The organism is Agrobacterium sp. fls2-241-TYG-188a, from assembly GCF_030209845.1.
In genome coordinates this window covers 1,174,283-1,191,424 of the sequence record NZ_JARVRD010000002.1, presented here as the reverse complement: position 1 = coordinate 1,191,424, position 17,142 = coordinate 1,174,283, and the positions used below count along the sequence as shown (strand labels likewise).

The following is a 17,142-nucleotide window of genomic DNA, read 5'->3' as shown; positions in this document are numbered from 1 at the left end:
CGAATGCGACGGCGGTCGATGTGTTGTTGGTAGACCCTATTGAGATATCCCGCCTTGTTCAACCTTGCGACTGAGACGAGAAGAGATCGAAGATTTTGAATGTGGGGTGCAAGGGGAAATCCTTGTCTCGCGCCGAAAATACGATGCGTCGTGTTTCGCCGGCCGCCAGATCGAAAAGGTTATCCGAGTAACGCCCGGGAATATCCGCCTCGATCATGACAAACAGAGCGAGCCCTCTTGCCGATATCTCGATCTCGAACTGCCCGTCTGACAATGCCTTGACGTGTTGTTCCAGGCCGGATGGCTGCAGCTCAAGCGCCTTGTACGTTTCCGGCACGTGATGCCCCTCGCCGGTCATGCCGTTCGAGGCTATGAAATTCCACGATAGCAGGGTGCCCTCCGCAAGCTGGGAAAGGTCGATTTCCGTCATGTCGGTTGCCGCGTCCGGGCCGCAGGTGCCACTGGCGGACTTCAACGGTGTGCGTGTACCATCGGTGGACAGTGCGAAGATGTTCATGTCGATATCCACCTCCTCTGCCATATCGTTGACCATCGCGAACCGCATGGTGCTGCCCTCCTCGCTGGGAATGGCTGAAACCGTGACCGGCTGGAAAAAGCGGCGCGCGGCATAGTGAAGTGCCTTCCAGCTGCCGCCATAGTCGAGGCTTGACCAAGAGGCCACAGGCCATGTGTCGTTCAGCTGCCAGTAAAGCGTTCCCATGCAGTGCGGCTTGAGCGAGCGCCAATACTCGACGGCAGTCTTTATGGCCAGCGCCTGCTGCACCTGGCTGATATAGACGAAACTCTCGAAGTCTTTGGGAAAGCGGAAATAGCGGAACATGGTGCCCGCAATCCGCTCGTTACCACCGGCATTCTTCTGGTGCAGCTCGATGACTGGCGAAGAAATGTTCATGTCCTTCTCGTCCGCATATGTCTTGATGACAGGCATGGAGGTGTAGGACTGAAAACCGAATTCGGAGCAAAAGCGTGGTTTGACGCTGCGATAGTTGTCGAATGATTTGTTCTCGTGCCAGACCGACCAATAGTGCATGTCGCCGGAGCCATCTGCGTGCCACGCATCTCCATAATCCAGATATCCGGAGGCCGGGCTGGAGGGCCACCAGAGGGCCCCTGGAGCAGCAGCCTTTAGGGCATTTTCGATAGTCCTGTTCAACCGATCATAGGCGACGAGGTAGCGGTCTCGGTTGTTTCTGGATTCCTCGAACCAGTTCAATGCACCGACAAGCTCATTGTCTCCACACCACAGGGCGATAGATGGATGCGAAGACAGGCGTTTGACCTGATAGGCAACCTCATGCTCGACATTGTCCAGAAAGTCGTCCGTGCAAGGGTATAGATTGCAGGCAAACATGAAATCCTGCCAGACCATCAAACCGAGCCGGTCGCAGAGATCGTAGAACCAGTCCGCTTCGTAAAAACCGCCTCCCCAAACCCTGATCATGTTCATGTGGGCTTCAACAGCCGAAGACAGAAGATCCTCAGTCTTTTCCCGGCTGGAAAGCGAATGCAGCGCATCGGCAGGTATCCAGTTTGCGCCGCGGCAGAAGATTTCCCGCCCATTGACGCGAAATGCAAATCGACTGCCCGCTTCATCATTGTCGGTCAGAAGCTCAATGGTTCGAAAGCCGATCTGCTTGGTGACGATCTCGTCAGGAAGCTCGACCGTCAGCGTAGAGAGCGATTGTTCACCGCTTCCGGCTGGCCACCACAAGTTCGGTTTCTCAACGAAGAACACATGCCGCAACACCGTCTCGCCGGCGTTGAGCCCGCAATCAAGTCTCAGCCTTTCTCCATCCAGGGAAAGATGGACGGGAACGCTTGCAGCATAGGCGGCATGAAGCGTGACCTCGACATGCAGTTCCACGCCGCCGTCCAGATGGTGCTGCGAGGTGGAGACATGTTCAATCCGTGCCGTGTCGAGCCGCCTCAGCGCGATGGTTCCGTATAGGCCAAGCGGAGCAATGGCGATGTTCCAGTCCCAGCCGAAATGGCATTGCGGCTTGCGCAGCATATTACCATGCGGGATGGGAGAGTTTCCGGGATGATAGGGAACGTAGAACGGCTGGGCTGTCTGCCTGTCCGCGCCGGCCTTGATGCTGGAATGGAAGTGGATGCGGATGGAGTTGTCTCCCGGCTGAAGCGCCTTGGAAACATCAGGCCGATAACGACGAAAGCAATTGTCCGCAGACAGCACAGGCACGTCGTTTATGAAAATAACGGCAACGGTGTCGAGATATTCGACGTCGAGATACCACTCGGCGTCAGCATCATCGATATGGAAATGGCGTTCGATAACCCAATCCCGATGCGCCACCCACTGAACGTCGATCTCATTGCGCCCGAAATAAGGGTCTGGGATGATGCCCGCCTGACGGAGCGCCGTGTGGACGTCTCCCGGAATTTCGATGGTCGTGCTGTGGTCCCCTTCGACGGAAGTGAGCGTCCACTCGCCGCGAAGGTCTGTGAACGTTTCGTTCGCAAATGATGCTGTCATGTCCTGCCCTACAGTTCCGTTTCCTCAGGTGGTTGTTCGATCATTAAACTGCGGCAAATCTTCCACCGTTTCCCGATCTTTCCAGTCACCTTCCCAACGGCAACGTTACCGGAAATGGCGGCGCGGGTCACGTGCCAGTGTCAGCACACTGAGCGCCTAACACCGGAAAGCGGTGTTTGTTGCGGCAGATGAGGGCAATTGAGCCAAGTTTTTCGCGGCGCAGATACGACATCGAGTCCACCGACCAAATCTGTATCGTTGCGGTAAAACGTAGCGAGCGGGCCGCAGGATGGCTGCTCGGCACTTTGCATCGACGAAAAAGCGATCTACCATAAGAAATGATATTTTTGTGAGTGTCGAAATGAACGATGGCATGAATTCCGGAACGAGCGGCCAGCCACTGGCAGGCTATGAGCGCCCTACCCTAAAAACCATCGCCTATATGACAGGGCTCGGAATCACCACCGTGTCTCGTGCCTTGAAGGACGCTCCGGATATCGGCGCCGACACCAAAGAGCGTGTGCGACAGGTTGCGCAGCAGATAGGGTATCAGCCCAACCGCGCCGGTGTTCGTCTGCGAACAGGCAAGACCAATGTCATCGCGCTCGTTCTCAGTGTCGATGAAGAGCTGATGGGTTTTACCACGCAGATGGTGTTCGGAATCACGGAAGTGCTGTCCGCTACGCAATATCACCTCGTGGTGACGCCACACACACATGCCAAAGATCCAATGATTCCGATCCGCTATATCCTCGATACCGGATCGGCGGATGGTGTCATCATTTCAAAAATGCAGCCGGACGATCCGCGCGTTCGTTTCATGACGGAGCGGAATATGCCATTTGCCGCCCACGGGCGCACCGACATGGGCATCGAGCATCCCTATCATGACTTCGACAACGAAGCCTACACCTACGAAGCGGTGAAGCGTCTGGCACAGTGCGGACGCAAGCGCATCGCGGTGCTTTTGCCGGCAAGGCAGTTTTCTTATCACGACTTTGCACGTCGAGGCTTCGACCGTGGTCTGCGGGAATTTGGCCTCACGGAATTTCCACTGAACGGTATCATCAGCAATGATACGCCGCTGGACCAGATCAAGGAAACCAGCCGGGCGCTGATGAGCGGCAGCGATTTTCCGGATGGTTTGGTGTCGATCAGCGGCACATCGACCATTGCCTTTGTTGCCGGTGTGGAAGAGGCGGGCAAAAGCATCGGCAAGGATATCGACGTGGTATCCAAACAATCGGCCGACTTCCTGAACTGGTTGCGCCCGGAAATCCACACGATGAATGAAGACATAAAGCTTGCCGGGCGTGAACTCGCCAAGGCGCTACTGGGCCGAATCGAAGGAAAGTCACCGACGGTTCTGCAAAGCCTCAGCCAACCGGTATGGTCCTTCCGCGCGCCGAAGTTCGGCAAATAAAAAAGGCCAGCGTCACCGCTGGCCTTTCCAAATTCGTGATCAGCTATCAGCCGCGCAGGATCGAACGTCCGGCATAGGCAGCCTGCGGACCCAGCATTTCTTCGATGCGGATCAACTGGTTGTACTTGGCGAGGCGGTCAGAGCGGGAAAGCGAACCCGTCTTGATCTGTCCGCAGTTTGTCGCAACCGAGAGATCTGCAATCGTGGAATCTTCTGTTTCGCCGGAGCGGTGAGACATGACCGCCGTGTAGCCTGCCTTGTGAGCAGTTTCGACGGCATCCAGCGTTTCCGTCAGCGAGCCGATCTGGTTGACCTTGACGAGGATGGAGTTTGCAACGCCCATCTTGATGCCATCGCGCAGACGTGCGGAGTTCGTTACGAAAAGGTCGTCGCCGACGAGCTGAACCTTGGAGCCGATCTTGTCGGTGAGGTACTTCCAGCCGTCCCAGTCGTCTTCGGCCATGCCGTCTTCGATGGAGATGATCGGATATTTGCCAGCGAGTTCAGCGAGGTAGTCCGCCATGGCTTCCGGTTCGAGCGTGCGGCCCTCGCCTTCCATCTCGTACTTGCCGTTCTTGAAGAACTCGGTGGATGCGCAGTCCAGCGCAAGCGCTACATCGTCGCCTGGCTTGTAACCGGCTTTTTCGACAGACTTCATGATGAAGTCGAGGGCTTCCGGTGCGCTCTTGAGGCCAGGAGCGAAACCACCTTCGTCACCCACATTGGTGTTGTGGCCCTGTGCTGCCAGTTCCTTTTTGAGAACGTGGAAGATTTCAGCACCGATGCGAACGGCGTCACGGATGCTTTCCGCGCCAACCGGCATGATCATGAATTCCTGGAAGTCGATCGGGTTATCAGCGTGTGCGCCCCCGTTGATGATGTTCATCATCGGCACTGGCAGGAGGTGGGCGTTCGGGCCACCGACATAACGATAAAGCGGCAGGCCGGTTGTTTCGGCAGCAGCTTTGGCAACGGCCAGCGAAACGCCGAGAATGGCGTTGGCGCCGAGGCGAGACTTGTTCGGTGTGCCATCGAGCGCAATCAGCGTCTGGTCGATGTGGATCTGGCTTTCTGCGTCGAAACCGCCCAGCGCGTCGAAGATTTCCGTATTGACGGCTTCGACGGCCTTTTCAACGCCCTTACCGAGATAGCGCTTTCCGCCATCACGCAGTTCTACGGCTTCGTGCGCGCCTGTCGATGCGCCCGATGGAACTGCCGCACGACCGAAAGAGCCGTCTTCCAGATAGACATCGACTTCAACGGTAGGATTGCCGCGGCTGTCGAGAATCTCGCGTGCGATGATATCGGTAATGGCTGTCATGATCTCTCCCTTGGGACTGGAACAGGATTTTCCGCTGCCTGTCTTAGAGCGCATCCCGAAGACTGTGAAGCGCTTTTCCGACAGGTGAGCGATAAACAGAGCGACTGGTTAGCGACTCAATTTGAATTCTTCTGCCGCTGTTAGACGACGCAGAAGAATTTACAATGACGGCCCCCGTCTCCAGAGGCCGACTTTTCATAAAAATCGATTAAGGCCAAAAGCCGTCAGGCTGCCTTGGCAAGGTCATCGAAAGCCAGCAGCTTTTCCAAAAGCTTTGGCATGTCTTTCAGGTGCACCATGTTTGGCCCGTCAGACGGTGCGTTGTCTGGATCTTCGTGCGTTTCAACGAAAAGACCGGCAACGCCGACAGCGATAGCCGCCCGCGCCAGGGTTTCCACAAACTCCCGCTGGCCGCCGCTCGAGCCACCCTGCCCGCCCGGCTGCTGCACGGAATGAGTCGCATCGAAGACGACCGGCGCGCCAAGCGATGCCATGATTGGAAGCGAACGCATGTCCGACACAAGCGTGTTGTAGCCAAAGGATGCTCCGCGTTCGCACAGAAGGACGTTCGGATTGCCGCTGTCATTGAGCTTCGCCAGAACGTTTTTCATGTCCCACGGCGCCAGGAACTGACCCTTCTTCACGTTGATGACCCGGCCAGTCTTTGCTGCCGCAACGAGAAGATCCGTCTGGCGGCTGAGAAATGCCGGGATTTGCAGGATGTCGACAACCGGTGACACGATGCCGCATTGCTCTTCGGTGTGAATATCCGTCAGCACCGGGAAACCGAACTGTGCCTTGAGTTCTGCAAAAACTTCGAGCGCCTTGTCGATGCCGATGCCGCGCTGGCCGGAAAGTGATGTGCGGTTTGCCTTGTCGAAAGATGATTTGTACACCAACCCGATGCCGAGCCGTCCGCACAGCTCCGCCATCGTTTCCGCAATCATGAAGGCATGGTCGCGGCTTTCCATCTGGCATGGCCCGGCAATGAGCGAGAATCGCTTCGTGTTGCTGAACGTAACCTGACCGGCACCTTCACCGACGACCACATTAAGATTGTTCTGGACGCTCATCTTCACTCCTCGAAGGCAAATATCGCGCCTTGACCGGGCGCTCGCTGAACCAGCAGTCGAGAGCCTTTGCGCGTGTATTCCACGCCATTAGCAGCAAGAAACGACTCTGTCACGGCGAGATCAGCGACGGAAAAGACGACTGCGGCACCGAAAAGGCCAGTGATGCTCTCCTGCTCGGCCCCATCAAACTCTTCTGCAACCGTCTGCGCATGCGCGATGCGGATGACCGCGCCGGGCGTAAGAAAGCTGAGGTTTCCCGTTGAGTCGGCTGCTGCCGACACACCAAAAGCTGCGTCCACCAATGGCGCAAAGGCGTCCGGTCGGTCTGAGCGCAGGGTTATTTCGCGCAGGCCAGTCGCTCCATTTTTGTGAGCTGTGAGGTAGGACCGTTTTGCGGAAAAAGCGTTGACACGCTCACAGGTGAAAAGGAACAGATTTCCGTCATCCTTTTCCGCCGCAAAAGCCAGGCGAAAGCTCGCTTCAGATCGGCTTCCGTCCGGCAATGTTACCGGTCGACTGAACGAAAATGCGTCGCCGCCGGAAAGTCCAGCCTCAACGAAGCTATGATGATCAGCATCTGCGTCGTGCGTTTTTCCGGCGACTGCGGAAAACCCCTGCTGCCCGTATCGCTTTCGAAAGACTTCATCGCGTCGAACAAAGGCGTTGCCTTCTGCGCAAGCCCTGGAATATTGCGCGGCGTCTCCGATTGCCAGGGGTTCGAGATACTGCCCCTCTTTGAGAAAGACACAGGCATTTTTGGTGCCGAAGGGGTGCCTTGCATCTGCAGCAACCGTAAAGCCCAGCGCCAAGAGACGCGCCCGTGCTTGGCCGAGGTCTGCAACGGGCATTACGATATGATCGATTTCACGCGCCATGAGGGGTCCTTCCGCTTCGTCGGCATGGGCATTCCACTGTTGCAAGCCGCATGTTTTATGGCCGGGCAAGATAATGGATGTAAATTGTCACAAGCACACTGATTTTTAAGGGATTGCAGAACACATATGGAACATATAGTGTTCGTTCTGTATTTGTTTCGCGAATCTTCGCCTCGAATCTCTAAGGGTGTTACTCCATGCTCACGCGCAAACAGCAGGAATTGCTACTGTTCATTCATGAGAGAATGAAAGAGTCTGGCGTGCCGCCTTCCTTCGATGAGATGAAGGACGCACTTGATCTGGCATCGAAATCAGGAATCCACCGCCTGATCACCGCGCTCGAAGAGCGAGGCTTTATTCGTCGGCTACCGAATCGGGCGCGTGCGCTTGAAGTCATCAAGCTGCCTGAGTCCTACACGCCTGCCAGCAAGCCTCAACGTGGCTTCTCGCCGAGCGTCATCGAAGGTAGCCTTGGCAAAACCAAACCGGCTGAGCCAGCACCCCTGCCGGTCGCGTCGAATGATTCGAACTCGGTCAGCGTCCCTGTCATGGGCCGCATCGCCGCGGGTGTTCCCATTTCGGCCATTCAGAACAACACGCATGACGTCGTTGTGCCAATCGACATGATTGGTGCGGGCGAACATTACGCGCTTGAAGTCAAAGGCGATTCGATGATCGAAGCCGGGATTTTTGATGGCGACACGGTCATTATCCGCGATGTCAGCACGGCAAATCCGGGAGATATCATTGTTGCATTGGTGGATGATGAAGAAGCCACATTGAAGCGCTTTCGTCGCAAGGGCGCGTCGATCGCGCTTGAGGCTGCGAACCCTGCCTATGAGACCCGGATTTTTGGACCGGACCGCGTCAAAATTCAGGGCAAGCTCGTCGGCCTTATTCGCCGCTATCACTGACCGGTGACTTTTCTTATGCGTGGAGGTAGCGGTCGCCTTGGCCGCTGCCCTTTGCAGTGCCTGTCTAGAGAAAAGATACGCGGACATCGAACTCCTGTCCGATATCAACAGGTCTTGGACACCAGAAGCGCCGGTTTTTGCGTCCTTATATGTAGCTGGCTCACTAGTTTCAGGTTGCGCTTGGAAGTTCGTCACCTTGCGAGCCTGAAGCTGGGCATTGCTCTTACCGGTTTAGCCATTCTAGCAGTCGACTGGCAGGCAATCATGCTGTCCAGCGTCGCGCTCCCTCCTGCATGACACATCAAATATTTTGAAGAGGCCTATCTTCGAAACGGTCTGTATCAAATGGCTCGTCTCAGCTAGCACGGGAGTTCGTAACGGAGGGCAGCGATATGTACGATCTTTATATAGCCAACAAGAATTACTCCTCCTGGTCGTTGCGTCCATGGGTGTTGATGCGGACGCTGGACATCGGTTTCAAAGAAAGCCTATTTCCTTTCGGCAATTCAGCGAAGGACTTCTCAGCGTTTTCGCCCACTGCCAAAGTTCCCTGCCTTGTTGACGGTGATCTCACCGTATGGGATTCGCTCGCCATTGCAGAATATCTGGCTGAACGACATAGCGGTGGGTGGGCAGACAATGCTGCCGCTCGCGCCTGGTCTCGATCAGCTGCTGCGGAAATGCACTCGGGTTTCCAGGCGCTGCGCAACGAGCATCCCATGAGTGTCGGCCTTCGCATTCGCCCAGCTTCCATGAGCGCATCGCTGCAAAAGGACATCGCGCGTATCGACGCTCTCTGGCAGCAGGGTCTGAAGTCCTTTGGTGGCCCATTCCTGGCGGGTAGCACGTTCACGGCCGTGGATGCATTTTTCTGCCCGGTCGCTTTCCGCTTTCAGACGTACGGAACAGTGCTTTCTGCGGAGTCCACGGAGTACAAGGACCGTCTTCTCTCACTGCCTGCAATGCAGGAGTGGCAAGAGGCGGCGCTTCTGGAGACATGGCGCGACGGCGATCATGAGGAAGAGGCGAAAGCAGTCGGAGAGATATTGGCTGATCTTCGTCTGTCAGGGAATTCGTAAGCGGCAGGTGTCGTTCACAGCTTTCATCGCTCAGCTGAAAGCAATGCAGCGATATGCTCTGGCAAGGTGGCGTCATAGGTTTTGCTGCGCCACTGGTAGCTGCGGTGAGCGGTCCATGGTCGCTCGATGCCGTCCAACGCCGCTTTGGCGCTGTAGCGGGGGGCTCCCTCCCCGCCAAACCAGATTTCCATCGAGCCGGTGCGCCGCAACGTATCGCCTGTAATGAGCAGCGCACCTGATCGGCAGGCTGGAAACGGCACTCCCCGGCTTGTTACCACGATGTCAGCGAGATCACAGGCGGCTCCCGTCAACAATGTGTTGGATAGGACCGCAATGCGAACGCCTTTTTGGGATTTCAATGCGCACCATAGGTCCTTGCGGCATGTAAAGCGTTGCGTGCCGGCAAGCGCTGTCTTCATTTCAGCCAGCGCCTGCGTTTTGTCCGCTTCGCTCAAGCCAGCGCGAGACGCTTGCTGGTTTTCAAGCTCCTGGGTGTCTCCATCCGCCTGCCTCTCCGTGTCTAGCAGATGCGGAGCAACATGTTCCATCGTCAGTGGAACCGCCCTCTCCCATTGATCATAGATGAAGCCCGACGCGCGGGCCTTTGTCGTCGCAACCGCGTCATTGGATAAAAGCGCAATGAGCGAACCGTCCTCGAAAATCAACAGGTCGGGCTTAGCGCTCCAGCGTTCGGTTCCAAGCATGATGAGCCCCGCCGCGATGAATGGCAGGCCGATCAGTGCCAGTCGTGTTCGAAGGAGCGAAAGAAGCAGAAATCCAATTGTTGAAATGGTGAGAAACCAGGGATGTTGCCGGCCGATGGTTGCGTCCCCACCCCAGCTCGAAACCGTCTTGGCAATCTCGATGACAATCTCCATGCCATAGCCCATTATCTTCAGGAATGGGCCATCCAGGCCGAAAGGCATGAGCAGCATTCCAGCGAGCCCGAAAGGCATGACAATAAGCGACATGACCGGCATTGCAGCAAGGTTCGCGGCAAGGCCATAGGTTGTGATGCGGTGGAAATGTTCAATCGAGTAGACCGCAGTCGAAAGGCCGCCGATAAAGGATGTCAAAGCGACGCCTCCGACAACCGCCGCCGATTTCGTTGTCAGCGTCAGCCACCATGGGGGATTGGTTATCGAGAGGCCGTCCTCCTTGTTTCGCCACCGGCTCCAGAACGAGTAGGCGGACACGAGCGCGAGCGTCGCGGCGAAGGACATCTGGAAACTTGGCCCCATCACCTCTTGCGGGGAAAGCACCACGATTATCAATGCGGAGAGCGCCACATTTCGAAGGCTGATGGACGGCCGGTCGACCAGAACCGCAATCAGCATGATCGACATCATCAACCATGCTCTTTCCGCTGAAACGGCAAAGCCGGATATAAGGTAATAGGCAAACGTCATGAGAAGTGCCGCAAAGGCGGATATCTTCTTGACCGGCCAACGTTGGGAAAATCCCGGAAAGAGGCTGAACACCGTGCGCATTCCGACAAAGAATATGCCGGCAGCCAGCGCCATGTTCAGTCCGGAGATTGCGACGATATGAGCGAGGCCGGAAACCCGCAGTGCCTCCATGGTCTCGCTTGAGATGGCCCGCCGCTCATCGGTCACGATGGACGCAGCAAACGCTCCCGCATCACCCGGTATGAGGTACCGAATGCGCTGGGCGATATCACTGCGTAATTCATAAAGCCATTCTCCCGCAATCTTGGCTGGGCCCGATGCAGGCACAGCATATGGATCTGCGCTGACGCGTTGCGGCGGCCCGTAGAAAAAGCCAGTTGCGCCGATTCCCTCGAAGAATGAGGCGAAGGCAAAATCATTCAGCCCTGGCAAGGCAGGGCCGGATGGTGGCGAGAGGCGCGCCTTGCCCGTAATCGTTTCGCCGATTTCAGCCGCCTGATGGCGGCTGCGGGCCACGACTGACACTCGATCGGGCGGACGAGACACTGTTGGGTTTGACGTCGATGTCAGTGCCAAGACGTAGCGCCAGTTTCCGCGCGCATCCAGTTCACGCCGCTCCACCGTGCCTTTGACCAGTGTCGTGACGGGCGTATCGAGAATGATTGTGGCGCTGCGCTGGGTGTCCCAATCGGCAAGGACCATGCCCAGCAGAAGCAGTGCAACGGTTTTCAGAAAAATGGAGGTGGCACCCGGCCTGTGGTATAGGGCGGCAGCTGATATCATGACGCAAAGAGTTGCGATCAAGAGCGGCAGAGAAGGTGGGGTGGCTGGCAGGCAGAACCAGAATGCGGCGCCAGCGGCAATAAGAACGGGGACGAAAAGAAATCCCCCGCGATATGCGCGCTCCTCTTCGATGCACCGCAAACACCAGTGTCTAAACCTGGTCTGCAAACTGTCCTTTTGGGGAGTGACCGGCCCCTGCCCCACCAGTGCGCCTCGCGAGACATGCAGCGGCAACAGCAAGGCATCGAGCTCCGTTTGCGCAACGAAGTCCGTTTCCCGGTTACGGAAAAGCTTGTTCTCTTCTCTCTGGTTCAACCCCCGGCGCCCCTTGCCGCAAGGGTTCTAGTTTGCAACCCTGGAAGGCATATTGCAACATCTTGCGCGATTAAGGAAGCATTGACCTAGAATGAAACACTTTGCCGTAGAAATGCTTCATTTTGGGATATTGCCGTGTCGCAATGCACAATTTGCTCGTTCGATAGCTTGGCTTTGTCGCAAGGATCATATAGCTAAATCGCTGACGCTTAACTGGCTGATGCGTCACCCCGCATCGCCTGCATATTTCGGAGGTATGGTATGACGGAAAATAGCGCGACAGTGACCCTCGGCGACACCAAAGTCGATCTTCCTGTACGAGAAGGCACGATCGGTCCCAAGGTCGTTGATATCGGAACGCTTTACAAGCACACCGGCACCTTTACCTACGATCCCGGCTTTACATCAACTGCATCGTGCGAATCCAAGATCACCTACATCGACGGCGACGAAGGCGTTTTGCTGCACCGCGGCTACCCTATCGAACAGCTGGCCGAACAGGGCGATTTCCTTGAAACCTGCTATCTGCTGCTCTACGGCGAACTGCCAACAACCGCACAGAAGAAGGATTTCGACACACGCGTTACGCGCCACACCATGGTGCATGAGCAGATGAGCCGCTTCTTCACCGGCTATCGCCGCGACGCTCACCCGATGGCCGTCATGTGCGGTACGGTCGGCGCGCTGTCTGCTTTCTATCACGACTCCACCGACATTACCGATCCGCATCAGCGCATGGTCGCTTCGCTGCGCATGATCGCCAAGATGCCGACGATTGCCGCCATGGCCTATAAGTACCACATCGGCCAGCCATTCGTTTACCCGAAGAACGATCTGGATTACGCATCCAACTTCCTCAACATGTGCTTTGCCGTACCCTGCGAAGACTACAAGGTCGATCCGGTACTGGCCCGCGCAATGGACCGCATCTTCATCCTCCATGCCGACCATGAGCAGAACGCGTCGACCTCGACTGTTCGTCTTGCTGGCTCTTCGGGTGCTAACCCGTTCGCATGTATCGCAGCTGGCATTGCCTGCCTCTGGGGCCCTGCTCACGGCGGTGCTAACGAAGCTGCGCTCAACATGCTCAATGAAATCGGCTCCGTTGACCGCATTCCTGAGTACATTGCCCGCGCCAAGGACAAGAACGATCCGTTCCGTCTGATGGGCTTTGGCCACCGCGTCTATAAGAACTACGATCCGCGCGCCAAGATCATGCAGAAGACCATGTACGAAGTGCTGGAAGCCACCGGCAACCAGGACGATCCGATCATGCAGGTTGCCCTGGAGCTGGAAAAGATCGCGCTTTCCGACCCTTATTTCGTCGAAAAGAAGCTCTACCCGAATGTCGACTTCTATTCCGGCATTACGCTGAAGGCGCTCGGCTTCCCCACAACCATGTTCACCGTTCTCTTCGCTCTCGCCCGCACCGTCGGCTGGATCGCGCAGTGGAACGAAATGATCGAAGACCCGCAGCAGCGCATCGGCCGCCCACGCCAGCTCTACACCGGTGCTGCAAAGCGCGACTATACACCGGTGTCCAAGCGTTAAGCTTGTCGCCATCGCACAATAGGAAAAGCCGGGTCGATGCCCGGCTTTTTTTATGCCCCTCATTGAGATCATGGTGCCGGGCAGTCCGAAGCATCTATCCACGTTTGATGTTGCGGTTGGTTGACTCCGCGAGGCATTCCTGGATCACGTTAGCCAGACCTCAATGCGCCGCAACGCCTAAGAATTGCTTTAGCTCCGGCGTCTTCGGCGATGAAAACACCTCTTCCGGCGGGCCGATTTCGTGGACTTTACCTTCGTGCATGAAGACCACGCGTGAGCAGACGTCGCGGGCGAATTTCATTTCATGCGTTACCATGACCAATGTCATGCCTTCTGCCGCGAGTTCCCGCACCACCGCCAACACTTCGGCCACCAGTTCCGGGTCGAGCGCTGAGGTGATTTCGTCGCAGAGAAGCGCCGTTGGCTGCATGGCGAGTGCGCGGGCAATCGCCACACGTTGCTGCTGCCCGCCGGAGAGTTCGTCAGGGTAAGCATCGAATTTATGAGCAAGGCCGACGCGTTCGAGCATCTTGCGCGCCAGCATTTCTGCCTCGGCCTTCGGCGTTTTCTTGACGACTGTTTGCGAGAGCATGACGTTGCCGCCGACCGTCAGGTGCGGGAAGAGATTGAATTGCTGGAAGATCATCCCGACTTTCAGCCGGAGCGCTTTCAGGTGAAGTTCGTCGTCTAGAAACTGCGCGCCAGCCACGGAGATGGCACCGGCTGAAATGGTCTCCAAGCCGTTGATGCAACGCAGCAGGGTCGATTTTCCCGAGCCGCTCTTGCCGATGATCGCAATGACCTCACCCGGCTCGATATCGAGGTTGATGCCTTTCAGCACCTCGTTCGTGCCATAGCTCTTACGGACTTCAGTGATTTCGATGAGCGACATTAAGCTTCCTTTCGAGAATCTGGCTGCTTTTCGACAACGGCCAGCAGAGCGCGAAATAAATGAGGGCAACGAGGCCATAGACAGTGAAGGGTTGGAAGGTTGCGTTGGTAACGACGGTCCCCGCCTTGGAAAGCTCCACGAAGCCGATGATCGAAGTTACGGCAGTGCCCTTTATGATCTGCACGGCAAAGCCGACGGTGGGCGGAATTGCAACGCGCATGGCCTGTGGCAGAATGACATATCGCATCTGCTGCAACCGCCCCATGCCGAGGCTTGCAGATGCCTCCCACTGCCCCTTGGAAACCGCCTCGACACAGCCGCGCCATATCTCCGTCAGGAAGGCTGCTGCCCACAAGATGAGCGTCAAACCTGCGGCGAGCCACGAAGGCACGTCGATCCCAAGAAGCCCCAGACCAAAAAAGGCGATGAACAGCTGCATCAAAAGCGGCGTGCCTTGAAACAGCTCGACATAATATTTGGAAAAAGTCCGTAGCGATTTCTTTTTTGAAATGCGCATGAACAGCAGAAGAAGACCAACAGCGGCGCCGCCAATGAAGGAGACGAGTGACAGCAGCACCGTCCAGCGGGTTGCCAGCAGCAGGTTGCGCAGAATATCCCAGGTCGAAAACTCGATCATCTAGCGCTCCTTCTTGGAAAAACGAAGCCGCCGATGACGAGCAAAATCTGACGCAGCAGAATGGCCAGCCCCAGATAGATCACGGTTGAGACCATATAGGCTTCAAAGGCGCGGAATGTCCTTGACTGGATGTAGTTGGCAGCAAAGGTCAAATCCTCCGCCGCAATCTGGGACACCACCGACGAGCCAAGCATGACAATGACCACCTGTGACGACAGTGCGGGCCAGATGCGTTGCAGTGAGGGCACGAGCACCACGTGGCGGAAGGTTTCGAACCGGCTCATGGCGAGGCTCGCCCCCGCCTCGAACTGTCCCTTTGGCGTTGCCTGAATGCCAGCGCGGATAATCTCACAACTATAAGCGCCGAGGTTGACGACCATTGCAATATTGGCCGCGGTGAGTTCCGTCAGCTGCAGACCCAGTGATGGCAGGCCAAAAAAGATGAAAAAAAGCTGGATCAGAAAGGGCGTGTTGCGGATCAGTTCCACATAAAGCGCAACGGGCGGCCGCAGCCATGTCGGCCCTAGGGCGCGCACCCAAGCGCAGAAAATGCCGAGCGCAATGCCAAGAACGCCGCCGACTGCAATCAGTTGAAGCGTGATGAGCACGCCCTTCACGATGGCCGGATAATATTCGAGAAGCCAGCCGAACTCGAAAGTGTAATTCACAATGGTTCCCTTCCCTGAAAAACCAAGGGACCGCGTCCCGCCACATCGCGGGACGCGAATTCAAAATGCGTTTAAATATCCTTTGGCAGGTCGGTTTTCAGCCATTTCTGGGCAATCGCATTGAGGCTTCCATCAGCCTTGGCGGCAGCAATGATTGCATTGACCTTTTCCAGAAGAGCTGGCTGCTCCTTGTTCAGGCCAATGAAGCACGGTGAGTTCTTGATGAGGAACTTGAGTTCCGGCCGCTTTGGCGGGTTCTTTTCCAGGATAGCCGCTGCAACCACGTTGCCTGTCGCCACTGTTTCGACCTGGCCGGAAAGGAAGGCCGAGATGGTGCCGTTATTGTCTTCGTACCGCTTGATGGTCGTATCTGAAGGCGCGATCTTGGTCAGCTCAAGATCTTCCACCGCTCCGCGCGTGACGCCGATTGTCTTTCCTGCGAGGTCTTCTGCCTTTTCGATCTTGACGCTATCAGGTGCAAAAACACCGTTGAAGAATGGGGCATAGGCAGAAGAGAAGTCGATGACCTTTTCACGATCAGGGTTTTTGCCCAGGCTGGAAATGACAAGGTCAACCTTGTTGGTCTGCAGATAGGGAATGCGGTTGGCACTGGTCACCGGCACCAATTCTACCTTCACCCCCATTTTCTCTGCGATCAGAGTGGCAACATCAATATCGTAACCACGCGGTGCCATGTCCACGCCAACGCTACCGAAGGGCGGGAAGTCCTGCGGAACGGCAACACGGATGGCGCCGCGTGAAGTGATATCGGTCATGGCATCTGCCAGAACCGGTGCGGAAAAACCTCCGCCGAGGACGAGAGTGATGGCAGCGAAAAATGCACGTCTATTGAACATCTTAAATCTCCTATGAAGTTGCATGAAGTGGCGGAAGTGAAAGGGAGTTACGAAGGTCCGAGTGGCGATCTTGCTGCCGTGTCAGGTCGAGGCCGGTCTCGACCTCATCCAGATGCGTCACGGCAAGCTCCGATGCTCTGAGAAAATTACCCGCATCCATGGCTTCAAAAATGCGGCAGTGGCCTTCGTGGGATTGGGCAGCGTGAAAATCTGACTGATAGAGCATGCAAATCAGGATTGTGCGTGCGGTCAGATCACGCAAGAGATCAATGATGATGTCGTTTCCGGCGATTTCGGCAATGCGAATGTGGAAATCGCCCATGAGGCATGTCAGCCTCTGGCGGTCAGCCACCGCCATTGCCTCCTTTTCTTCGTTCAGATGATCAATGAGGATCTGTCGCCCTTCTGGCGGAAGCACGGTCATGTTGCGCAAAAGGCCGCATTCAATGACACGGCGGGCTTTGTAGACCCGCAAGGCCTCCTCAGCCGAAGGTTCTACCACAAACCAGCCTCGTCGCGGGCTTGACCGAACCACGCCGCGGGTCACAAGCCGCATCATCGCTTCGCGAATCTTGGTGCGCGAAACTCCGTAGATTTCAGCAAGCTGATTTTCACCAAGGCGCGTGCCCGGGCGAATGCGCGCAGACAGGATGCCGGACACTATGGCTGATTCTATCGCGCTTTGATCGGTTTCGAATGTATGTCTATCTTGCATACAAGAGTGATACGCAACTTGCGTGCCACTTTACCGACTGGCTGCAATGCCAATCAAATCATGCATAGAAATAGGTCGCACAAAGCGGGCTGATTAATTTTTAGCCAGCGGCGAA

General features: G+C 56.2%; 14 protein-coding genes. 4 read left to right on the top strand and 10 right to left on the bottom strand.

The window, feature by feature from the left end; genetic code table 11:
* Positions 1-58: 58 nt before the first annotated feature.
* Positions 59-2,515: a beta-mannosidase gene (locus tag QRN85_RS12485; protein ID WP_284758310.1), complete on the bottom strand. Its 2,457-nt coding sequence runs from the start codon at positions 2,513-2,515 to the stop codon at positions 59-61.
* Positions 2,516-2,876: 361 nt separating this feature from the next.
* On the opposite strand from QRN85_RS12485, the gene QRN85_RS12480 reads away from it, so the two are divergent.
* Positions 2,877-3,938, top strand: coding sequence for a LacI family transcriptional regulator (locus QRN85_RS12480; protein WP_162739355.1), 1,062 nt, complete (start codon positions 2,877-2,879; stop codon positions 3,936-3,938).
* Between the two features lie 46 nt (positions 3,939-3,984).
* On the opposite strand, the gene eno is transcribed toward QRN85_RS12480, so the two are convergent.
* The 3 genes from eno to QRN85_RS12465 form a co-directional block, all read right to left on the bottom strand.
* Positions 3,985-5,259 (bottom strand): phosphopyruvate hydratase, encoded by a 1,275-nt coding sequence (gene eno, locus QRN85_RS12475; protein WP_112963528.1) that lies wholly within the window; start codon positions 5,257-5,259, stop codon positions 3,985-3,987.
* A gap of 224 nt (positions 5,260-5,483) precedes the next feature.
* Entirely contained in the window at positions 5,484-6,332 is an 849-nt protein-coding gene (kdsA, locus tag QRN85_RS12470; protein WP_284758309.1) for a 3-deoxy-8-phosphooctulonate synthase, read from the bottom strand.
* Between the two features lie 2 nt (positions 6,333-6,334).
* Positions 6,335-7,207 carry a VOC family protein gene (locus QRN85_RS12465; protein WP_284758308.1) on the bottom strand — a complete coding sequence of 291 codons (873 nt, stop codon included), beginning with the start codon at positions 7,205-7,207 and terminating at the stop codon, positions 6,335-6,337.
* A 197-nt stretch (positions 7,208-7,404) separates the two neighbouring features.
* On the opposite strand from QRN85_RS12465, the gene lexA reads away from it, so the two are divergent.
* On the top strand, positions 7,405-8,121 hold the full coding sequence (gene lexA / locus QRN85_RS12460) for a transcriptional repressor LexA (RefSeq protein WP_112963525.1): 717 nt from the start codon (positions 7,405-7,407) through the stop codon (positions 8,119-8,121).
* A 392-nt stretch (positions 8,122-8,513) separates the two neighbouring features.
* Positions 8,514-9,200 (top strand): glutathione S-transferase family protein, encoded by a 687-nt coding sequence (locus tag QRN85_RS12455; RefSeq protein ID WP_284758307.1) that lies wholly within the window; start codon positions 8,514-8,516, stop codon positions 9,198-9,200.
* Between the two features lie 23 nt (positions 9,201-9,223).
* Here the strand turns inward: QRN85_RS12455 and QRN85_RS12450 are convergent, their stop codons facing one another.
* Positions 9,224-11,707: a ComEC/Rec2 family competence protein gene (locus QRN85_RS12450; RefSeq protein WP_284758306.1), complete on the bottom strand. Its 2,484-nt coding sequence runs from the start codon at positions 11,705-11,707 to the stop codon at positions 9,224-9,226.
* A 261-nt stretch (positions 11,708-11,968) separates the two neighbouring features.
* Between QRN85_RS12450 and gltA the strand changes: the two genes are divergently transcribed.
* The gene (gene gltA, locus QRN85_RS12445) at positions 11,969-13,258 is read left to right on the top strand and encodes a citrate synthase (protein WP_062589675.1); all 1,290 of its coding nucleotides are present in this window, start codon (positions 11,969-11,971) and stop codon (positions 13,256-13,258) included.
* A 160-nt stretch (positions 13,259-13,418) separates the two neighbouring features.
* Here gltA and QRN85_RS12440 read toward each other — a convergent pair whose 3' ends face one another.
* The 5 genes from QRN85_RS12440 to QRN85_RS12420 all read right to left on the bottom strand — a co-directional run bounded on the left by QRN85_RS12440 (position 13,419) and on the right by QRN85_RS12420 (position 17,027).
* On the bottom strand, positions 13,419-14,150 hold the full coding sequence (locus QRN85_RS12440; RefSeq protein WP_062589677.1) for an amino acid ABC transporter ATP-binding protein: 732 nt from the start codon (positions 14,148-14,150) through the stop codon (positions 13,419-13,421).
* Positions 14,128-14,787 carry an amino acid ABC transporter permease gene (locus QRN85_RS12435; RefSeq protein WP_062589678.1) on the bottom strand — a complete coding sequence of 220 codons (660 nt, stop codon included), beginning with the start codon at positions 14,785-14,787 and terminating at the stop codon, positions 14,128-14,130. The genes QRN85_RS12440 and QRN85_RS12435 overlap by 23 nt, the downstream gene beginning before the upstream one ends.
* The gene (locus tag QRN85_RS12430; RefSeq protein ID WP_112963523.1) at positions 14,784-15,455 is read right to left on the bottom strand and encodes an amino acid ABC transporter permease; all 672 of its coding nucleotides are present in this window, start codon (positions 15,453-15,455) and stop codon (positions 14,784-14,786) included. The genes QRN85_RS12435 and QRN85_RS12430 overlap by 4 nt, the downstream gene beginning before the upstream one ends.
* A gap of 71 nt (positions 15,456-15,526) precedes the next feature.
* Positions 15,527-16,312, bottom strand: a complete 786-nt coding sequence (locus QRN85_RS12425) for a transporter substrate-binding domain-containing protein (RefSeq protein ID WP_284758303.1) — start codon at positions 16,310-16,312, stop codon at positions 15,527-15,529.
* 10 nt (positions 16,313-16,322) lie between these two features.
* The gene (locus QRN85_RS12420; protein WP_284758301.1) at positions 16,323-17,027 is read right to left on the bottom strand and encodes a GntR family transcriptional regulator; all 705 of its coding nucleotides are present in this window, start codon (positions 17,025-17,027) and stop codon (positions 16,323-16,325) included.
* Between the last annotated feature and the right edge of the window lie 115 nt (positions 17,028-17,142).